A 16,693-nucleotide genomic window follows, 5' to 3' on the forward strand; every position below is an offset into this window, starting at 1 on the left:
TCATCCTTTCTTTATTATATTTACACTCAACTGTATAGTTAGATTTTATAAGTTTATTTGCAGCTAAACGTTTCGCTTAAAATGTGCAATAACATTATAAATTTATAATGTTATTGTGTCTCTATTAATTTATTTTCTTCACAGACTTCCCCATAATAAGTTTTGTTTTAAGCCTGTGCATCTCGGGAAAGCTTAAAAAATCACCTTTAATCCTCTTCATAATAACTTCACCAGCAGTTTCACCTATTTCTTTTAATGGTTGGAATACCAATGATAGAGATGGTTTTACAATTTTTGTTAACTCTAAACTATCAAATCCAATAATTGATAATTGATCTGGAATTATAATATTAGCTTCATTAATTGCCATAATGGCACCAAGTGTCATCTCATAATTAGTAATAAATACTGCTGTAGGTAGACTTTTCATTTCTAATAATTCCTTTAAAAGATCATATCCACCAGCCATTTTATAATCTCCATATTTTATAAGATTTTCATCTATTGGTATGGAATAATCTTCATGAACTCTATTGTAACCCTTTAAACGCTCGGATGCGGTATATATGTTTTGTGGGCCAGTTATTATTGCAATCTTGCGGTGTCCTCTTGTTATAAGTTGTTCTACCGCGTCATAAGACGCATTCATATTATCAACTAAAACAGTATCACAAGTCATTTGTTTCATAGCTCTATCAATTATAACTATAGGAATATCATTTTTATTAACCTTTCTAATTATATCTTCATCGTCACCAGAAGGCATTAGTATTAAGCCATCTACTGATTTATCAATTAAAAATTCTAGTTTAACCTTCTCAAGTTCTACATCTTCTCTATAATCACATATAAATGCACTATATCCATATTTCAATAGTATATTTTCTATGTTTGACACAATCTCCATACAAAATGTATTTACGAAACTTGGAATGAGTATACCTATGGTCATAGTTTTATTAGTCTTTAAACCTCTTGCCATAACATTAACTTTATAATCAAGTATTTTTATTGCTTCTTGAATCTTACTTCTGTTTTCCTCTAAAACATTGCCACCATTAATATATTTAGAAATAGTTGCAATTGATAAACTTGTATATTTTGCTACGTCTTTTATAGTTGCTGAAATTTTTATCACCTCTGAGCGAAACGTTTTGTTATGTTTTAATTATATCTTTATTTTCTGGAGATGTAAAGGTTAGAACTCTATTTAAATCAAAAAATAACTTCAGTAGGAAAACAAATTTCCTTCCGAAGTCATTAATCACCCCTTTTGATTATTTAATTAGGTAAGTGGAATAATTGTATATGTTTTACCGATTTCAGTTTTAAATTCTATAGTTGTATTACTCGTGTCATTTTGGAAAATAACTTGATTTTCCTGCATAACTCGCATTGGTATACTTGTATGCACTTTGCAACTTTTTCCAGCTTTCGAATATATTTGAGCACTTGTTAATACTCCATTCTTCCAACTGATGTCAACTTCAAATCCAGCGCGAGCACAAAGTCCTTTTACCTCTCCACAACTCCAAACTTTAGGAATCGCAGGAAGTAATTGAATTTCACCAGCGTGACTTTGAAGAAGCATTTCTGCAATACCGGCTGTGCCACCAAAATTACCATCTATTTGAAATGGTGGATGATTATCAAACAAATTTGTCAATGTAGATTTAGAAAGTAATGCTTTTATATTTTCATATGCTAGTTCTCCATCTTGAAGCCTTGCCCATATATTTATAATCCAAGCTCTACTCCAACCAGTATGACCACCACCATTTGCTAGTCTTCTTTCTAACGTTTTTCTTGCAGCCATAGCAAGTTCTGGTGTATTATTCAAAGTAATCTGATTTGATGGATGTAATGCAAATAAATGTGATATATGACGATGTCCTGGTTCAACTTCATCATAGTCTTCTGACCATTCTTGTATTTGACCATATTTACCTATGACTGGCTTTGGTAACCGCTTCATAAGTTCCTTTAACTTACTGCTAAATTCACTATCTATTCCTAAAATTTCAGAGCCTTGAATACAATCCATAAATAAAGCATGTATAATCTGGCTATCCATAGAAGGTCCTATAGACAGCGCACTTTTTTCACCATTTGGTAGCATATACGTGTTTTCAGGAGATACAGAAGGGCACGTAACAAGATTGCCTTTACCATCTTCTATTAAGAAATCCACGAAAAACTCTGCTGCTTCCTTCATGGTCTCATAGGATTTTTCTAAAAAAACATTATCCTGGGTAAACTCATAATGCTCCCAAAGGTGTAAACATAACCATGCTGCTCCCATTGGCCACTGTGTTCCTGGTTTCCATAAATCATGTGGAGAGGTATCTCCCCATAGGTCTGTATTGTGATGAGCTACAAAACCCCTACAATTATACATTTTCTTAGCAGTTATTCTACCAGGTTTTCTCATTCTTTCTATATGCTTAAATAAAGGCAGATGACATTCTGATAAATTACATACTTCTACTGGCCAATAATTCATCTGTGTATTTATATTAATTGTAAATTTACTACCCCATGGAGGTGACATTTCGTTATTCCATATACCTTGTAGATTTGCCGGCATACATCCTGGTCTGCTTGATGATATTAGAAGATATCTTCCAAATTGAAAATACAAGCTAACAAGCCCTAAATCATCTACTCCTTCTTGAGTTGCCTGTAGTCTTTTATCTGTAGGTAATTTTTCTAACTCTTTTTCATTATCTTTTCCACTTATTTTAAGACTTGTACGTTTATAATAGCTTTGATATTCTTTTATATGTTCTTCTAGTAGTTGATCGTAACTTACATTTGCTGCCTTATCTAATGTATCCTGGCACCACTTATATGGATCCTCTCCATAAAAGCTTGTCCTAGCATCTAATATCAATGTTACCGCATCTGCATTTTCAACTATTAATGTAGATCCAATAGTATAGGTCTTTCCACCATCTGAAACTCCCGCCATAAGTGAGCAAAAACTTACTGCACCCTTCCCACCACCTGTTCCATTCATTAATAAAGTATTCTCATTTATTGAAGTTCTCTCATCTAAGTATCTTTGTCTACTCATAAAAGTGTTAATAGAAATACTCCTTGGTTTATCTGCAGTAAGTCTTACCACCATGACATTATGTACTGCAGTTGTGAATATTTCTCTTTTATAACTAACATCCGATATTTTATAAGTTATAGTAATAACCGCTTTCTCAATATCAAGTTCTCTTCTATAATTACATATCTCTTCGTTATGATTTTCAAACTCAATAAAAAGATCTCCTAATGATTCATAGTGTCTTGATGCTTCTGGTGTTCCTGCTTGTGCAAGAAGTGATAATTTCTCAGCTTCTTTTAATTTACCTGCAAATAGAAGCTCTCTTATTTTAGGCAAATATTTTAAAGCATCAGGGTTTGTCCTATCCCTTGGCCCACCATACCAAAGTGTATCCTCATTAAGTTGTATGTTTTCTGTTTTAACTCCTCCATATACCATACCTCCAAGACTTCCATTACCAATAGGTAATGCTTGATTCCAGTCCTTCGGGTCTGCCGGCTTTAAGTACCATAACTTCATATCTTTTTTAGTATTTAATTTTTCCATAAGTTTTCATCAACCCCATTAACTTATTATTTTTATTGAAATCTTTATTTTAACAATATATTATATTAATTATAAAATCAAGTATACTTTACAATTAAAGACTCTCCATAAAGGATATTATTTTTTCTGCTAGTCTTTTATGTCCTGCTTCATTGGGATGTAACCCATCAGGAATATACATCCCCTTTATTATTGGAACTTTAGGTTGCATTCCACTTGAAGAATATAGATCCAAAACTGGTATAGAATAATACTGAGCAACTTCTTTTATTATGTTTACATATTGCTTTAATGTATTACCACTTGTATTTTTTTCATATGAGACATCCTCATCATAGTCCCTATGAATTGGTGTAATAAATGCTATAGTTTGTTTATAGTATTTTTCTATAAGCCCCTGCATCAGTACGTGGCAAGCTCCATAGAATGTACTTGTGCACCTATCATCAAATCTTCCTATTGGTGATTTATCATGTCCAAAGTCATTTGTTCCGCCAAACACCATAATTAAATCAACATCATCCTCCATTTTTGAAAACCTAACAGACATAGAATTATTCTCATCATCAAGGCAACTTGCGATCCTCGTTGCACTAATTCCATAATTTCTTGCTACTTCTAATCCAAGCTTTGACTTTATGATTTCATGATATATTATTGTTGTACCATGTCCACTAGTTATACTATCCCCTAAAAAGTTAACTTTTTTACCTTCCCATTTTGATTTTTTATCCACTTAACTTACCTTCCTTTCTATACTATAATCTATTAACACTGCACCGAAATTATATTCCCCAAGGTTGACTCTGCGTTGAAACTGATTTATTATCTTTTAGTGATTTGATAAACATAAGCGAAAGATAATGATCTTGTGATGCCTCGGCCAAACTATAAAAACTTGGTCCTCCATTTACGTAACATGCCATTTTATTAAGACATGTTGCAACTGCAATTTCGTCATCCGTAAACCTAGCAGGTACAAAAGGATTTTCATATATCCACTCTTCGCCCGCAAGAATACCCTTGTGATAATATCCTTCCAAATTCCCATTAAGTCCTGCATCTTTTCTATTCAACTCAAATTCAACTGGTGTTCTAAAATCCTTTTGATAACTTACCCTATAGTTAACAATTTCTCCTTTATAACCACGTATTAACAAACGATTTGACCGTACCCATGAAAAATATTGGTCATCAGTAAAATCATAAATAGCAAGTTTATCACCATAATCAAAAGTTGCTATAACTTGATTAGACATTACTGTTTTTTCTTCATTTGGTTTGCCATCTCTGCTAGGTCCATCTATAAGTGGTGATGAAAAACTTCTTGCCGTTATAGTTGCATTCTCAAAACCTATCCCCATAATTTTTCTCATTACACTTATTCCATGATAGCAGTGAGCTACCGATAGTTGAACTTGACTAATATCTCCCAGTTTGCCTGATCTAGCAACCGATATAAGTGCTGCAATCATAGGTTGAAATTGATACTGCTCAGCTACCTGTATTTTAGCTCCATCTGCTGTTAACTTATTTAACTTTATAAGTCCATCTAAATCCTCCGCAGGTGGAGTCTCCGCAAGCACAGGTATTTTCTTAGATGCTAATTTTTCTATTATTTTAGCACACACTTCTCTCGGAACCGAGACTACAGCAAACATTGGATTTATAACCTTTAATAAATTTTCTATACTGCTAAATACCTTTACATTCCATTTTTTCGCCATCTCTTTTCCTTTTACCTCGTTTATAATAACCATACCACTAACTTCAAAACGTTCTGGAAGTTCCTTGGCTATACGAAGATAAAACTCAGCTCTCCAACCTCCACCTATTATTACAAAATCCGTTTTACACATAAATTAGTCCCCCTACTAAATTTTATTTATTACAATACTTCTCTGCGATAATATCTTAATCGAAGAAAATTCGACTATTTCTTCAACTCCAATTTCTTGAAGCGCTGCCATTGCAGAATCCCTTTTTACTATTCCCCCTTTTTTTAATGGAGTTATATATAAATACATTCCCTTTTCTAATAGTTCTTTTTCAAATCTCTTTAAACCAATTTCCCATGTAGTTCCATTATTGAAGTTATCATTAATTAATGTCCCATCTATAAATGCATAACCGACATCACCCACATAATCTATATTTAATAATACTTCTTTGACATCAATAAAAGAGTTATCCTTAAAATTAATTACTACCCTGGAATTATCAACCCTTTGAATATCATAATTTATTATTTTATTTGCTACATTAATTCTATAATTTTTAAATATATTACTGCTATAGTCCTTTTCTAAACTTCCACTTATAGACGATAACGTTTCTTCCACCCCGGGAAATAAACTGAATTTTAATGTCTCTTTTTCAAGACTAAGTATCTCTATAGCATTTTCAGTAACCATAATATCCTCATCTGAGATTATAACCCTTTCCCTTCCCCAAAGATTAACCTTCCAGAAATTTAGGCTCTGCTCTCTAGTTAATGTACAGATTATAATTCTATTTATTTCACTAGGATTTATTTCCTTTAGATCTATTTTTATAAAACTCATATCATCTTTAGGTATATCTACATATATACGTCCGTCTTTCCTATTGACATGTCCATTATTAATTTTAATATTCTCAATTGAACTATTTCCAAAACAATAATGACCATCCATTCCTGTTGGAGTATAAAAGAAGTAGTATTTAACATCTTTTTCTATAATACTACATATAAACTGGGTTGTAGAGTATTTTATTAATATACAACGAAGTTTCATATTAAAAGGCAAAATACAACAAACATCTTTCTTCAATGTCAGATCAAAAGTTTCTGGGATAATTAATTCTTCATTATCAAGTTGAAGTTTTATTCTAAAATTTTTATGGTCCTTGGTTTCTATATGATCCTGATAACTATTTAAAAATAGAAATCCAGAATTACCCTTAATTCTAGCAGCAAATCTTAATATTTTAGTATCTGTTTCAATAACTTCTTGATTCTTCGCAGGTAGAACTGTAATCATATTACACAATTCTTTTTCGTGCTCTGAAAAGAAATAATGAAGTAACTTCAACCTCTTATATGACTCTCTGATTTGTCCAAATTCACCTAAAGGCGCTTGAAAATCATAAGAAATTTTAGGTGTTGTTCTCTCATTAAGATAAGATTTTTTCCCAATTGGATTAGAACCTCCATGGAACATATAATATCCAATAAAATTGCATCCCCCAGCAACCTTCATAATTGCCATTGCTTCAACGCTAACAGGAGGCACTGTAAATCTGTAATTATACCAGACTTGCATTCCTCCTCCCATTTCACAACATGCGAATGGGTAATGGTTCTTTTTATAAGGTGGATTAAAATCAATACATTCACTATTATCATTATGGAAGTCTTGAAATAAAAACTCCTTTGTTGGTGGATGCTCCGTCACATCTCCATAAAATAACCAAGGCCAAAATGCGTAACCACCATACAATGGCAAAATTTCATCATCAAGAATTGGTGCTCCTCCCCAACCAGTAGCCGTATATATTGGAGCATCAATTTTAGCTTCAATTGCCATATCTTTTAATATTCTCATATGCTCTTTTCCGCCAGTTGAACCCGCCCATTCTACAACCTGAATTGGTGTGGTCTCCCAAGGAGCACCTGCTGCCTCAAACTCATTTTCAAGTTGTACTGCAATTATATTCCCTCCATCCTTATACATAAGCCCTGACACTTGCTTACCTATCTCATTGTATAGTCTTTTAGCATAGTATAGATATCCTTCATCGTTAGATCTTATGCGAAAAGGTCTTCCATACAACCAGTCTGGCAATCCACCATTTCTTACTTCTCCATGTGCAAATGGACCAATTCTTAAAACAAAAAAAAGATCATGTTTTTTACATAGTTCTATAAAAAATCTAAGATTCCTACTCCCAGACCAATCAAATATTCCTTCTTCTTCCTCATGATGATTCCATATAACATAAGTTGCAATTGTATTTATTCCACATAACTTCATTTTTATTATTTCATCTTCCCAAAACCTACTGTCACACCTTGAAAAATGAAATTCCCCACATATAACGAAAAATGGTTTATGATTTTTTTCAATATAATAATTTGTAAGAGAAATTTCTTCACCACATGGATTAGTTCCTCCCATATTAAGATGACCTGAATATATGTCTTTTTTTATTTGTTTTGCGTTAAGCTCGTATATACTCATCTATACTAAACCTCCAATTGTTAAATATAGTTTTATTTTAAACATAATTTACGTGTATTTTAATAAAAAATATAAAAAAAATAACAAGTTTTATGCTTGTTACTCCTTTTGCTAATTTATACTCTCTACCTCTTGTCTTTACCTTATAAAATTATATTATCAATCATTAGTATTAAAATATTTGCTATAAACATGTATATTGTAATATAAAATATTTTTTCTCTAAATCCACACATTCTAGCAGTCATTAAAATCTCCTCGGACAAATCTATACTAGCCGAGGAGTACCTATAATCTTTTTTTATAAAATTTAATAACTTATCTCCTTTTACTTCCATTTTATTTGAAACCAAATTCAAATATTGCTTAGGATTAAGTTTAACAATATCTTTAATATTATAAATATTCAATTTCAAATTTTTGTTTAAATCTCTCTGATTCTCTTTAATTTTATCATCATTATCAGATCTCTTTATTGCTTTAGATCCAACCCCTAAAATATCGTTATTTTTTGATATATGCCCTTCATTTCCTTCGCATGCATTATTATCAATTTCGTTTGTTTTAATTTCATTTACTTTATATCTAAAATTAAAGTTTATAAAAGATATTGCTAAAATAAGAATGCTGAGCAAACAAAGTATTAAGACAATAATTTTAAGGTGCGATAACGAGTTATAATAAAAAGATAACAGTCCTAAATTTAATGCTATTAGACCAGTATTTCTTGCTTCTACAAGTATTAAATAATTATGAGTTTTATCTAATATATTATTTAAAATATCCACTTTGTATGCTCCTTATAGCAATTTTTCCCATAGTTTAGGGTCAGGCCTTGCGATAACTGCTTTGTCTAAAAGCATTCCACTCGCACTTGCATTAATACAGGCTGCAGCAACCGAGGCCTCAACTGCTGCAATTTCTCCAGACATCATAAGGTAAGATTTTCCACACATTCCACGGGATATTCTTATCTCAATTAGATTGACTTTAGCTGTTTTAGCGGCAGTATCCGCAGCTACTATTATAGATGCTCCTGAAAATGTTTCTATAATACCAAGTGCTTCAACTTCACCGGGATCAGTTACTCCACTTATTGCTGTAAATATTGAATCGTGAGGATTTCCCAAAATGAAACTATCTATTATATTTTCTTCAAATTCCAATCTTCCGGAATCTATAGCTGCGTTTACTGCACTCAAGTTCCCGCAAATAAGCACCATATATTTCCCAGGACAAACTGTTTGAGCCTCCATTATTTCAACATCAGCCGTTTTAACCATTTTGTCTGCAGCTCTAATACCGCAAGGGACAGTTATATATTCAATTAGTGCTATGGCCTTATCCATTCATATCACCCCTTGCTTCTATGGTTATTACATCATTGTTAACATTTGTAACAACTCCATTAATACTTGAATGTATATTAGCTCCTAATTTACCTTCTTCTATTTCTCCTATTAAGTCACCAACACGTACCAAATCGCCAACTTTAACCATAGGCGTAGCTGGGGCTCCTATATGTTGACTTAATTTAATATCTACCTTGAGTACATTACAAAGCTCGTCAATCAAAGGAGCACTTATATTGTATTTTGTAAGTCCCAGTCTTGCTATTAATCTTTTCATAGGAACTTTTCTACCATTTCTCATTATATTCACTTTGCTTGCCTGCTTAGGCGGAGTATTATTAACACCTTTTTCTTTAAGTCTTACTTTTAATTCACCAATTATAGAGGAAGGAGCTAACCCCTGGTAACATGCATAATTTTCACAAATTCCACAACCACAGCAAAGTGCAGCAGATTTAAAAGCTTCTACATCACTTGTTAAACCATTTGCAATAGCATTCATTATTCTGTGAGGCTGAATACTGTGCCCTAAAAGATACCTTGGACATAAATCAGTACACATTCTACACTGAGAACAAACTGACATTGCTCTATTTATTTTGATTGCACTTCTTGTTAACCTTCTTAAAATTATTGAATGTTCTTCTGGTAGCACAATTATAGCTTTAGAAGTTTTTGTTATTACATCTTCTATTTCCCCCAATCGTCCTGTCATAGGACCACCAAGAATTAATCTAAAGTTTTTAATCTTAACTCCCCCCGCTAGTTCTATACATTGACCTATACTAGTTCCAATAGGAACCTTTAAAGTAGTGGGATTATTAACCTCACCAGTTATGGTTACATATTTTTCGGTAAGCGGTTTATCTAAGAATACGCAGTTATACACATTTAACACAGTTTCAGTATTAAGTACCACTGCACCTACCTCTATTGGCAAAGAACCCTGTGGAACTATTTTTCCAGTGGCTTCATAAACAAGAACAACCTCGTCACCAGCAGGGTAAACATTATCTAATATCTTTATTTCTATATTTTCGTATTTATATATAACAGCTTTTAATGAAGTTATAGCCTGAGTATATTCCGATTTAATTGCATAAATACCCTTTTCAGCCTTTAATGTCTTAACTATTAACTCTAATGCAGTTAAAATTTGCTCCACATAATACTTAGATAATTGTCTATCAACCCTAAGTAGAGGTTCACACTCCGAAGAATTCAATATTACAACATCCGCCAAGCTATTTAATTTAGCATAAGTGGGAAAACCTGCTCCACCTGCTCCAACAACACCACAAGCACGCAGTTTTGCTTTTAATTCTTCAATTTCCATCTAATCACCTCGATTTGCTAGATCTATTCATCTAACATTATATCTTTTTCATTATCTACAATACCTACAATAGCAGCATCTATTGGTGCATTTTCTATATCACATACTGCTCTTGCAGAACTTCCTGTCACTACAAGAACAATTTCACCAACTCCTGCGCCAACATTATCTACAGCTACAATTCTATTATTAGCATCAAACCCGAAATCGCCTAAGGGTTCAACAATCAAAAATTTGTTTCCAACTAGTTTTTGATTTTTCCTTGTTGAAATGACTTTTCCGATAACTTTTCCAATAATCATAATTACCAAACTCCCTTAAATATATCTATAATTAAAATTGCTTTTTTAGATGTTATTAAATTACAGAAAGGCAAGTTCTTAATGTTATTAATTCATTTAAAGAACTTGCCTTTCTATAATTACTTTACTATTTCTAGTAAACTACCATTCTTGATTCCCATTGCATTAGCCTCATCTGTATCTATGTGCATTTCGAGTGAATAGGTAGGATCTATTCTAACTTGTACATTACCTAGTATCCCACCACGTTCTCCTGGAATTTTCAAGTTAACAAGTTGATTATTCAAAAATCCAAACTTTTTACCTTCTTGAGGTGTCATGTGAACATGTCTTTTGGCAATTATACAACCTTCAATTAGCGTAACTGAACCATTAGGTCCTACTAATGTAATAGGTGCCGATTTTTCAATTAGGCCTGATTGACGTAGTGGAGCTTTTATTCCCATAACTATGGAATCAGTTTTTGATATCTCAACTTGACTCTCGCGCCTAAGTGGTCCAAGTATTCTAACCTTTTCCATAGAACTCAGTTTTGCTCCAAGGATAGTTACACACTCCTCTGCTGCAAATTGCCCTCCCATTAAGTCCTTCTTTTCTGTAAGCACACTACCTTTCCCAAATAGAATGTCCATATGAGCCCTTGACAAATGAACATGTTTTACAGAAATTCCCACTGATACAAACAGTTTATTATCATTGCTAACAGTTTCTTTAACAATTCTAGTTATTATCTGAACCAATTCATCCTTATCCATAATCATACCTTAACTTTCAAATTATTTTGCGCTTGGAAGTATTTTTTCTACATCACCATGTGGTCTTGGAATTACGTGTACTGCTACAAGTTCTCCAAGTCTTTGAGCCGCTGCTGCTCCAACCTCTGTTGCTGCTTTAACTGCTCCAACATCTCCTCTTACCATTACTGTTACAAGTCCTGAACCAATTTTCTCTGTTCCTATAAGTGTTACATTAGCAGCTTTTACCATTGCATCTGCTGCCTCTATTGCTGCTACTAGTCCTCTTGTTTCTACCATACCTAATGATTGTTGTTCCATTTTTATTTCCTCCTCTATTATAATTTCTTTATTTTTTTCTTCATCTTCTTTTTTATTTATTTCAGTAGATGTTATTTCAGTCGAAGTTATAGCTACATTATCTTTAACTTTACTACTTTTACTTGTTGCATTTTTTTTATCATTTATATCTTTTATAACCTTTGTATCAATCTTTTCTTCAACTTCTTGTACTTCTAACCCACTTGAACTCACTTATTCACCACTTCTCTCGCTAAATTTAATTTTTCAGCACTGATTTGGATCATTCTTATAATTTCTTCATGAGGATTTGCAATTATTGCATGTGCAACAGTTTTAGTTATTTCATTTGCTCTTGCGGTGCCACTTTCAACTGCCTCTTGAACTGCGGAAATACTACCAGTTACTATTATTGTTACAAGCCTTCCACCAAGTCTCTTTTCACAAGTAACAAATTCAACATCTGCGGTTTTCAGCATAGAATCTAGGGCTTCAACCGCTGCTACTATTCCTGATACTTCTACAAAACCTAATGCTTTCATAAAATAAATTTCCTACTTTGCGCTTGGAAGAATTTTTTCCACATCACCATGGGGTCTTGGGATTACGTGTACCGCTACAAGCTCACCTAGTCTTTGAGCTGCTGCTGCTCCAACTTCTGTTGCTGCCTTAACTGCTCCAACGTCTCCTCTTACCATTACTGTTACAAGTCCTGAGCCAATTTTTTCTGTTCCTATGAGTGTTACGTCTGCAGCTTTTACCATTGCATCTGCTGCCTCTATTGCTGCTACTAATCCTCTTGTTTCTACCATTCCTAAAGCTTCTTGTGCCATTTTAATATCCTCCTAAATTTTTATTATTATTTTAATGAATTTATTTTTAATAATTTTTCTGTTTCTATATCTGGCCTTGCTATAACATGAGTGGTAACCACTCCTGATACCTTCTTAGCTGCCTCGCAGCCTGCATCCATTGCTGCTTTAACATCTTCTATTGTTCCTCTTATTTTTACCAAAACAAGTAGTGGTACTGGTAAACCATCAGCATTTGCTGGTTTATTATGATCAAAAGCATCGATTCTCACATTTGCAGCTTTACATGCCGCATCTGCTGCAACAAAAGCTGCAGTTAAGCCGTATACTTCAAGAAATCCTACACTTTCTGCCATATTATATCCCTCTAAAAGTTTTCATTTACATAAATAACTTTTATTCCTTCTTGTTTCATATTAACTTCCATAGCTTGGTTTAATTCATCTAATGGAAATTTATGAGTTATTAATTCTTCAAGTGGTATTCCTATTCCAGTTGCACGTTTTATAAAATCAATAGTTGTTGGATAATCCTGAGGTGTGTAAGTCCAAGAACCTACTAATGTGACTTCTTTATTACATATATCAAAGTGAGGGTTTATTGTACAATCTCCACCATTTACGAAGAAACCAACCTCACAAAGTCCACCACCACGTTTTATGAATTTCCAAATATTAGCTGCTGCTTTTGGAACACCAGTACATTGGAAAGCAAAATCAGCTCCAATTCCGCCACAAGCATCATTAACTGCTTTAGTTAAAGCTTCTATTCCGTTATGCTGCATAAAGTTTACAACTTTAGTAGCTCCCATCTTTTTAGCCATTTTCAATCTATTTTCATCACCATCAACAGCTATTATGTTCTCAACTCCAAGTGTTCTAACTACTGAAATTAAAAGTAATCCGATTGGGCCACATCCTTGAACTACTACCTTACTATTAAACTTAAGTAATCCAGTAGTTTTCGCTCTCTCTACCGCATGGACTACAACTGCTGCTGGTTCTATTAACAATCTTTGATTTAAGTTCATTCCAGTTACATTGAAATAAGTTGCATTTTTTCTTAATACTAAATATTCACCAAACCATCCATTTAAATGAACATCATCATCAGGAAGAAGTCCAAATATTCCTGCATTTTCACAAAGATTAGTTCTACCTGGATTGCTTAAACATGGTTCACATTCCCCACAAGGAATAACGCAAGATACTAACTTATCACCAATTCTAACTGTCTTACCCGCTGTATCCCTTTTAACATTCTTACCTATTTTAACTATTTCACCTGAGCCCTCATGTCCTAGCACTACAGGTATAAGGCCAAATGGATCTCCTTTGTATTCATGTACATCAGTGCCACAAACTCCACAACCTTCAACCTTAACAAGAATTTCATCATCACTTATCTCAGGAATGTTATATTCTTTTACTTCTATTTTCCTCTCACCAGTAAGCATTGCAACGCGGCTAGTTTTAGGAATTGATCCATTACTAGGTGAACTTTTAGTATCATTACTACTGCCAACCATTTCTTTCATAACTTGTTTAACAATGTCTTCAATATTAATTTGTTTAATATCCATATTTCAACTCCTTATCTTATTGACAACCCATCTGCGAGTACACACCTTCTGCTCTTTGTGAAGGTTTTTGCAGATGTAAGTCCTTCTCCAGTTCTACTTGCAATAGTAAATGTGCAATATCCTTCTCCACCGAACCCAAGTGCTGCATATGATGGTGCATTCTTTACGAATATTGCTGTATCTATTTCTCTTGAAAGCCTAGTTAAATTACTTAAGTTTCTTGAATGCATATGAGCTGAATGTCTATTACCATGTTCAAGATCTTTTGCAACTTCTACAGCCTCATCAAAGTTTTCTACCTCTACTACACCTAATATAGGCATCATTAATTCTTCAGCTATTAGAGGGTGATCTTTTGCACCTTTAAATATTATGCATCTTATATCTTCACTTACTTCTATGCCTAATGCTCTTAATATTTTGTATGCATCTTTTCCAACCCAATCTCTATTTAAGGATCTCCTACCACTATTTTCAATAAATACTATTTTTGTTAAATTCGTAGCTTCTTCACTTGTAATTTCATATGCTCCATTTTGAACCATATAATACATAAGCTCATCAACAATTTCTTTTACTGCCACTACTTCTTTTTCAGCTATGCATGGAAGATTATTATCAAAACTAGCTCCATCTATAATGTCTTTTGCAGCTTTAGGAATATCTGCAGTTTCATCTACTACTACAGGAGGGTTTCCTGCTCCCGCACCTATTGCTCTCTTGCCTGAGGAAAGTGCTGCTGTTACAACTCCTGGACCACCAGTTGCTGCAATTAGTGCTATGTCTTTATGTTTCATCAAGATATTACATGATTCTAGTGTTGGACTCGAAACAGTTGTTACTATATTTTCAGGTCCACCTGCTTCTATGGATGCTTCGTTGACAATTTTGACAGCCATTATAGCAACTTTATTAGAAGATGGATGAGCGTTGAAAACTACTGTGTTTCCAGCTGCTATCATACCTATACTGTTACATAAAATAGTTTCACTTGGATTTGTTGATGGAGTTATTGAACCGATTACTCCAAAAGGACCCATTTCTACTAAAGTTAATCCTCTATCCCCAGACCAAGCTAATGTTTTTATATCCTCAGTACCTGGAGTTTTATTAGCTAAGAGTTGATGTTTTAAAATTTTATGATCTACTCTACCCATTCCAGTTTCTTCAACTCCAAGTCGTGCAAGCTCTTTAGCATTTTGTATAGTCTTTTCTCTGATTTTCTTTATTATAGCTTCTCTTTGCTCTATAGTCATAATTTTCACTTTTTTTTGAGCAACTATTGCAGCTTCTATTGCATCATTAATATCATCAAAAACACCTAACGTAGAATTTAAAGGATTTGAAGATTTAAATAAATTTAAAGGTTTCGAAGCACTTTTGCTAACATTTTGTATATTTAAAAGCACTTGTTTAACTATCATTTCTATATCATTTTCTTTTACGGACATCTATTGTCCACCTCCTTCACTTAGTTCCTCCATAACATTTACTCCATAAAGGGCAATTTCATCATCCTGCTGCCCATTTCCTCCACTTACACCAACAGAACCTACAAACTTATTATTAATTTTTAGTGGATATCCACCTCCAAAAATAACTATTCTGCTATCGGCACTATTAATACCTTGAAGAGTTTGTCCTGATTTAGACATTTTTCCTAGCTCTAAAGTACCTAACCTATATATAGCAGAAGTATATGCTTTGTTTACTGCTACATCATAACTACCTGGAAGAGCTCCATCCATAAAATGTACTGCTATTATGTTTCCCCACTGATTTGCTATGGCAATAACTACAGGCAAACCATTGCTTGTTGCCTTCTTCTCGATCTTGCCAAGAAGTATTTTAGACAAATCAAGATCTAAAACTTTTTTCGCCTCATAGTTAGCACCTTTGATCTTTAAGGATTCTTTCACTTTTTTAGTAATTTCCTCTCTGAAATCTACATATCTAGCTGTTGCAAAAAGATAATCTGATAAACGATTAATATATTTTTTACTATATTCATCTACTGGATATGTTAAATCAATATCAATTAACAATCTCTCAACTTTTCTAGTTACTGTGCGGCATATATCCATAATAGATGAAATTCTATTTTCACCAGGCAGAATAAATTTATTTTGTGATATATACATTCCTTCATAATGATTTATAAGTTTTTCAATCTCATTTAAATTTTCTTTTGATAAATGATATTTATCATTGTTTCCTGCTGCAATTTCTGCCATAACAGTACTTATATTGCTTTGTATATAACTTAACTCACCTTTTATTGTGTCCTCTTCTATTTCACTTTTAAGTAATCCTAAATAGCTAGAAAGTCCATCTATTTCACCAAGAATGTTAACCCTAGGATCACTTTTAAGTACTGATGCATTGTTTAAAAGGTTTGTATATCCCTTATCACCATTTTTTGTAGTGATACTCATATTACCACCAACC

The 16,693-nt window shown here is 33.2% G+C and carries 17 protein-coding genes; all 17 read right to left on the reverse strand.

What is annotated here, in order from left to right; translation table 11 throughout:
* Nucleotides 1-124 precede the first annotated feature (124 nt).
* The 17 genes from KPL55_RS14570 to KPL55_RS14650 all read right to left on the reverse strand — a co-directional run bounded on the left by KPL55_RS14570 (nt 125) and on the right by KPL55_RS14650 (nt 16,680).
* Nucleotides 125-1,138 (reverse strand): LacI family DNA-binding transcriptional regulator, encoded by a 1,014-nt coding sequence (locus KPL55_RS14570; protein ID WP_312887300.1) that lies wholly within the window; start codon nt 1,136-1,138, stop codon nt 125-127.
* 147 nt (nt 1,139-1,285) lie between these two features.
* Nucleotides 1,286-3,604, reverse strand: a complete 2,319-nt coding sequence (locus KPL55_RS14575) for a glycoside hydrolase family 95 protein (RefSeq protein ID WP_216307467.1) — start codon at nt 3,602-3,604, stop codon at nt 1,286-1,288.
* Between the two features lie 94 nt (nt 3,605-3,698).
* The gene (locus tag KPL55_RS14580; protein WP_216307468.1) at nt 3,699-4,340 is read right to left on the reverse strand and encodes an SGNH/GDSL hydrolase family protein; all 642 of its coding nucleotides are present in this window, start codon (nt 4,338-4,340) and stop codon (nt 3,699-3,701) included.
* A gap of 49 nt (nt 4,341-4,389) precedes the next feature.
* Entirely contained in the window at nt 4,390-5,463 is a 1,074-nt protein-coding gene (locus KPL55_RS14585; RefSeq protein WP_216307469.1) for a Gfo/Idh/MocA family protein, read from the reverse strand.
* Nucleotides 5,464-5,478: 15 nt separating this feature from the next.
* Nucleotides 5,479-7,827 carry a beta-galactosidase gene (locus tag KPL55_RS14590; RefSeq protein WP_216307470.1) on the reverse strand — a complete coding sequence of 783 codons (2,349 nt, stop codon included), beginning with the start codon at nt 7,825-7,827 and terminating at the stop codon, nt 5,479-5,481.
* Between the two features lie 143 nt (nt 7,828-7,970).
* Nucleotides 7,971-8,615: a hypothetical protein gene (locus tag KPL55_RS14595; RefSeq protein ID WP_216307471.1), complete on the reverse strand. Its 645-nt coding sequence runs from the start codon at nt 8,613-8,615 to the stop codon at nt 7,971-7,973.
* Between the two features lie 12 nt (nt 8,616-8,627).
* Complete coding sequence (locus tag KPL55_RS14600) at nt 8,628-9,176, reverse strand: BMC domain-containing protein (RefSeq protein WP_216307472.1); 549 nt, start codon at nt 9,174-9,176, stop codon at nt 8,628-8,630.
* Complete coding sequence (locus KPL55_RS14605) at nt 9,169-10,515, reverse strand: 4Fe-4S dicluster domain-containing protein (protein ID WP_216307473.1); 1,347 nt, start codon at nt 10,513-10,515, stop codon at nt 9,169-9,171. Before KPL55_RS14605 ends, KPL55_RS14600 begins: the two co-directional genes overlap by 8 nt.
* Before the next feature lie 23 nt (nt 10,516-10,538).
* Nucleotides 10,539-10,817 carry a EutN/CcmL family microcompartment protein gene (locus KPL55_RS14610; protein WP_216307474.1) on the reverse strand — a complete coding sequence of 93 codons (279 nt, stop codon included), beginning with the start codon at nt 10,815-10,817 and terminating at the stop codon, nt 10,539-10,541.
* A gap of 119 nt (nt 10,818-10,936) precedes the next feature.
* On the reverse strand, nt 10,937-11,572 hold the full coding sequence (locus tag KPL55_RS14615; protein ID WP_216307475.1) for a phosphate propanoyltransferase: 636 nt from the start codon (nt 11,570-11,572) through the stop codon (nt 10,937-10,939).
* A 21-nt stretch (nt 11,573-11,593) separates the two neighbouring features.
* Nucleotides 11,594-11,872, reverse strand: coding sequence for an ethanolamine utilization microcompartment protein EutM (eutM, locus tag KPL55_RS14620; RefSeq protein WP_216307502.1), 279 nt, complete (start codon nt 11,870-11,872; stop codon nt 11,594-11,596).
* 209 nt (nt 11,873-12,081) lie between these two features.
* Nucleotides 12,082-12,393 (reverse strand): BMC domain-containing protein, encoded by a 312-nt coding sequence (locus KPL55_RS14625; RefSeq protein ID WP_216307476.1) that lies wholly within the window; start codon nt 12,391-12,393, stop codon nt 12,082-12,084.
* A 12-nt stretch (nt 12,394-12,405) separates the two neighbouring features.
* The gene (gene eutM, locus KPL55_RS14630) at nt 12,406-12,684 is read right to left on the reverse strand and encodes an ethanolamine utilization microcompartment protein EutM (protein ID WP_216307477.1); all 279 of its coding nucleotides are present in this window, start codon (nt 12,682-12,684) and stop codon (nt 12,406-12,408) included.
* A gap of 26 nt (nt 12,685-12,710) precedes the next feature.
* On the reverse strand, nt 12,711-13,019 hold the full coding sequence (locus tag KPL55_RS14635; RefSeq protein WP_216307478.1) for a BMC domain-containing protein: 309 nt from the start codon (nt 13,017-13,019) through the stop codon (nt 12,711-12,713).
* An 11-nt stretch (nt 13,020-13,030) separates the two neighbouring features.
* Nucleotides 13,031-14,245, reverse strand: a complete 1,215-nt coding sequence (locus tag KPL55_RS14640; protein ID WP_216307479.1) for a zinc-dependent alcohol dehydrogenase — start codon at nt 14,243-14,245, stop codon at nt 13,031-13,033.
* 11 nt (nt 14,246-14,256) lie between these two features.
* Nucleotides 14,257-15,696: an aldehyde dehydrogenase family protein gene (locus KPL55_RS14645; RefSeq protein ID WP_216307480.1), complete on the reverse strand. Its 1,440-nt coding sequence runs from the start codon at nt 15,694-15,696 to the stop codon at nt 14,257-14,259.
* Nucleotides 15,697-16,680, reverse strand: a complete 984-nt coding sequence (locus tag KPL55_RS14650; RefSeq protein ID WP_216307481.1) for a cob(I)yrinic acid a,c-diamide adenosyltransferase — start codon at nt 16,678-16,680, stop codon at nt 15,697-15,699.
* Between the last annotated feature and the right edge of the window lie 13 nt (nt 16,681-16,693).

This window comes from Clostridium lacusfryxellense, from assembly GCF_018861735.1.
In the GTDB taxonomy this organism is placed as follows: Bacteria; Bacillota; Clostridia; order Clostridiales; family Clostridiaceae; genus Clostridium_AD; species Clostridium_AD lacusfryxellense.

Bases quoted from the DNA above. Each gene is read 5' to 3' on its own strand.
- KPL55_RS14575 (WP_216307467.1), bottom strand. From the start codon at position 3,604: ATGGAAAAATTAAATACTAAAAAAGATATGAAGTTATGGTACTTAAAG.
- KPL55_RS14585 (WP_216307469.1), bottom strand. From the start codon at position 5,463: ATGTGTAAAACGGATTTTGTAATAATAGGTGGAGGTTGGAGAGCTGAG.
- KPL55_RS14590 (WP_216307470.1), bottom strand. From the start codon at position 7,827: ATGAGTATATACGAGCTTAACGCAAAACAAATAAAAAAAGACATATAT.
- KPL55_RS14600 (WP_216307472.1), bottom strand. From the start codon at position 9,176: ATGGATAAGGCCATAGCACTAATTGAATATATAACTGTCCCTTGCGGT.
- KPL55_RS14605 (WP_216307473.1), bottom strand. From the start codon at position 10,515: ATGGAAATTGAAGAATTAAAAGCAAAACTGCGTGCTTGTGGTGTTGTT.
- KPL55_RS14610 (WP_216307474.1), bottom strand. From the start codon at position 10,817: ATGATTATTGGAAAAGTTATCGGAAAAGTCATTTCAACAAGGAAAAAT.
- KPL55_RS14615 (WP_216307475.1), bottom strand. From the start codon at position 11,572: ATGGATAAGGATGAATTGGTTCAGATAATAACTAGAATTGTTAAAGAA.
- eutM (WP_216307502.1), bottom strand. From the start codon at position 11,872: ATGGAACAACAATCATTAGGTATGGTAGAAACAAGAGGACTAGTAGCA.
- KPL55_RS14625 (WP_216307476.1), bottom strand. From the start codon at position 12,393: ATGAAAGCATTAGGTTTTGTAGAAGTATCAGGAATAGTAGCAGCGGTT.
- eutM (WP_216307477.1), bottom strand. From the start codon at position 12,684: ATGGCACAAGAAGCTTTAGGAATGGTAGAAACAAGAGGATTAGTAGCA.
- KPL55_RS14635 (WP_216307478.1), bottom strand. From the start codon at position 13,019: ATGGCAGAAAGTGTAGGATTTCTTGAAGTATACGGCTTAACTGCAGCT.
- KPL55_RS14640 (WP_216307479.1), bottom strand. From the start codon at position 14,245: ATGGATATTAAACAAATTAATATTGAAGACATTGTTAAACAAGTTATG.
- KPL55_RS14645 (WP_216307480.1), bottom strand. From the start codon at position 15,696: ATGTCCGTAAAAGAAAATGATATAGAAATGATAGTTAAACAAGTGCTT.
- KPL55_RS14650 (WP_216307481.1), bottom strand. From the start codon at position 16,680: ATGAGTATCACTACAAAAAATGGTGATAAGGGATATACAAACCTTTTA.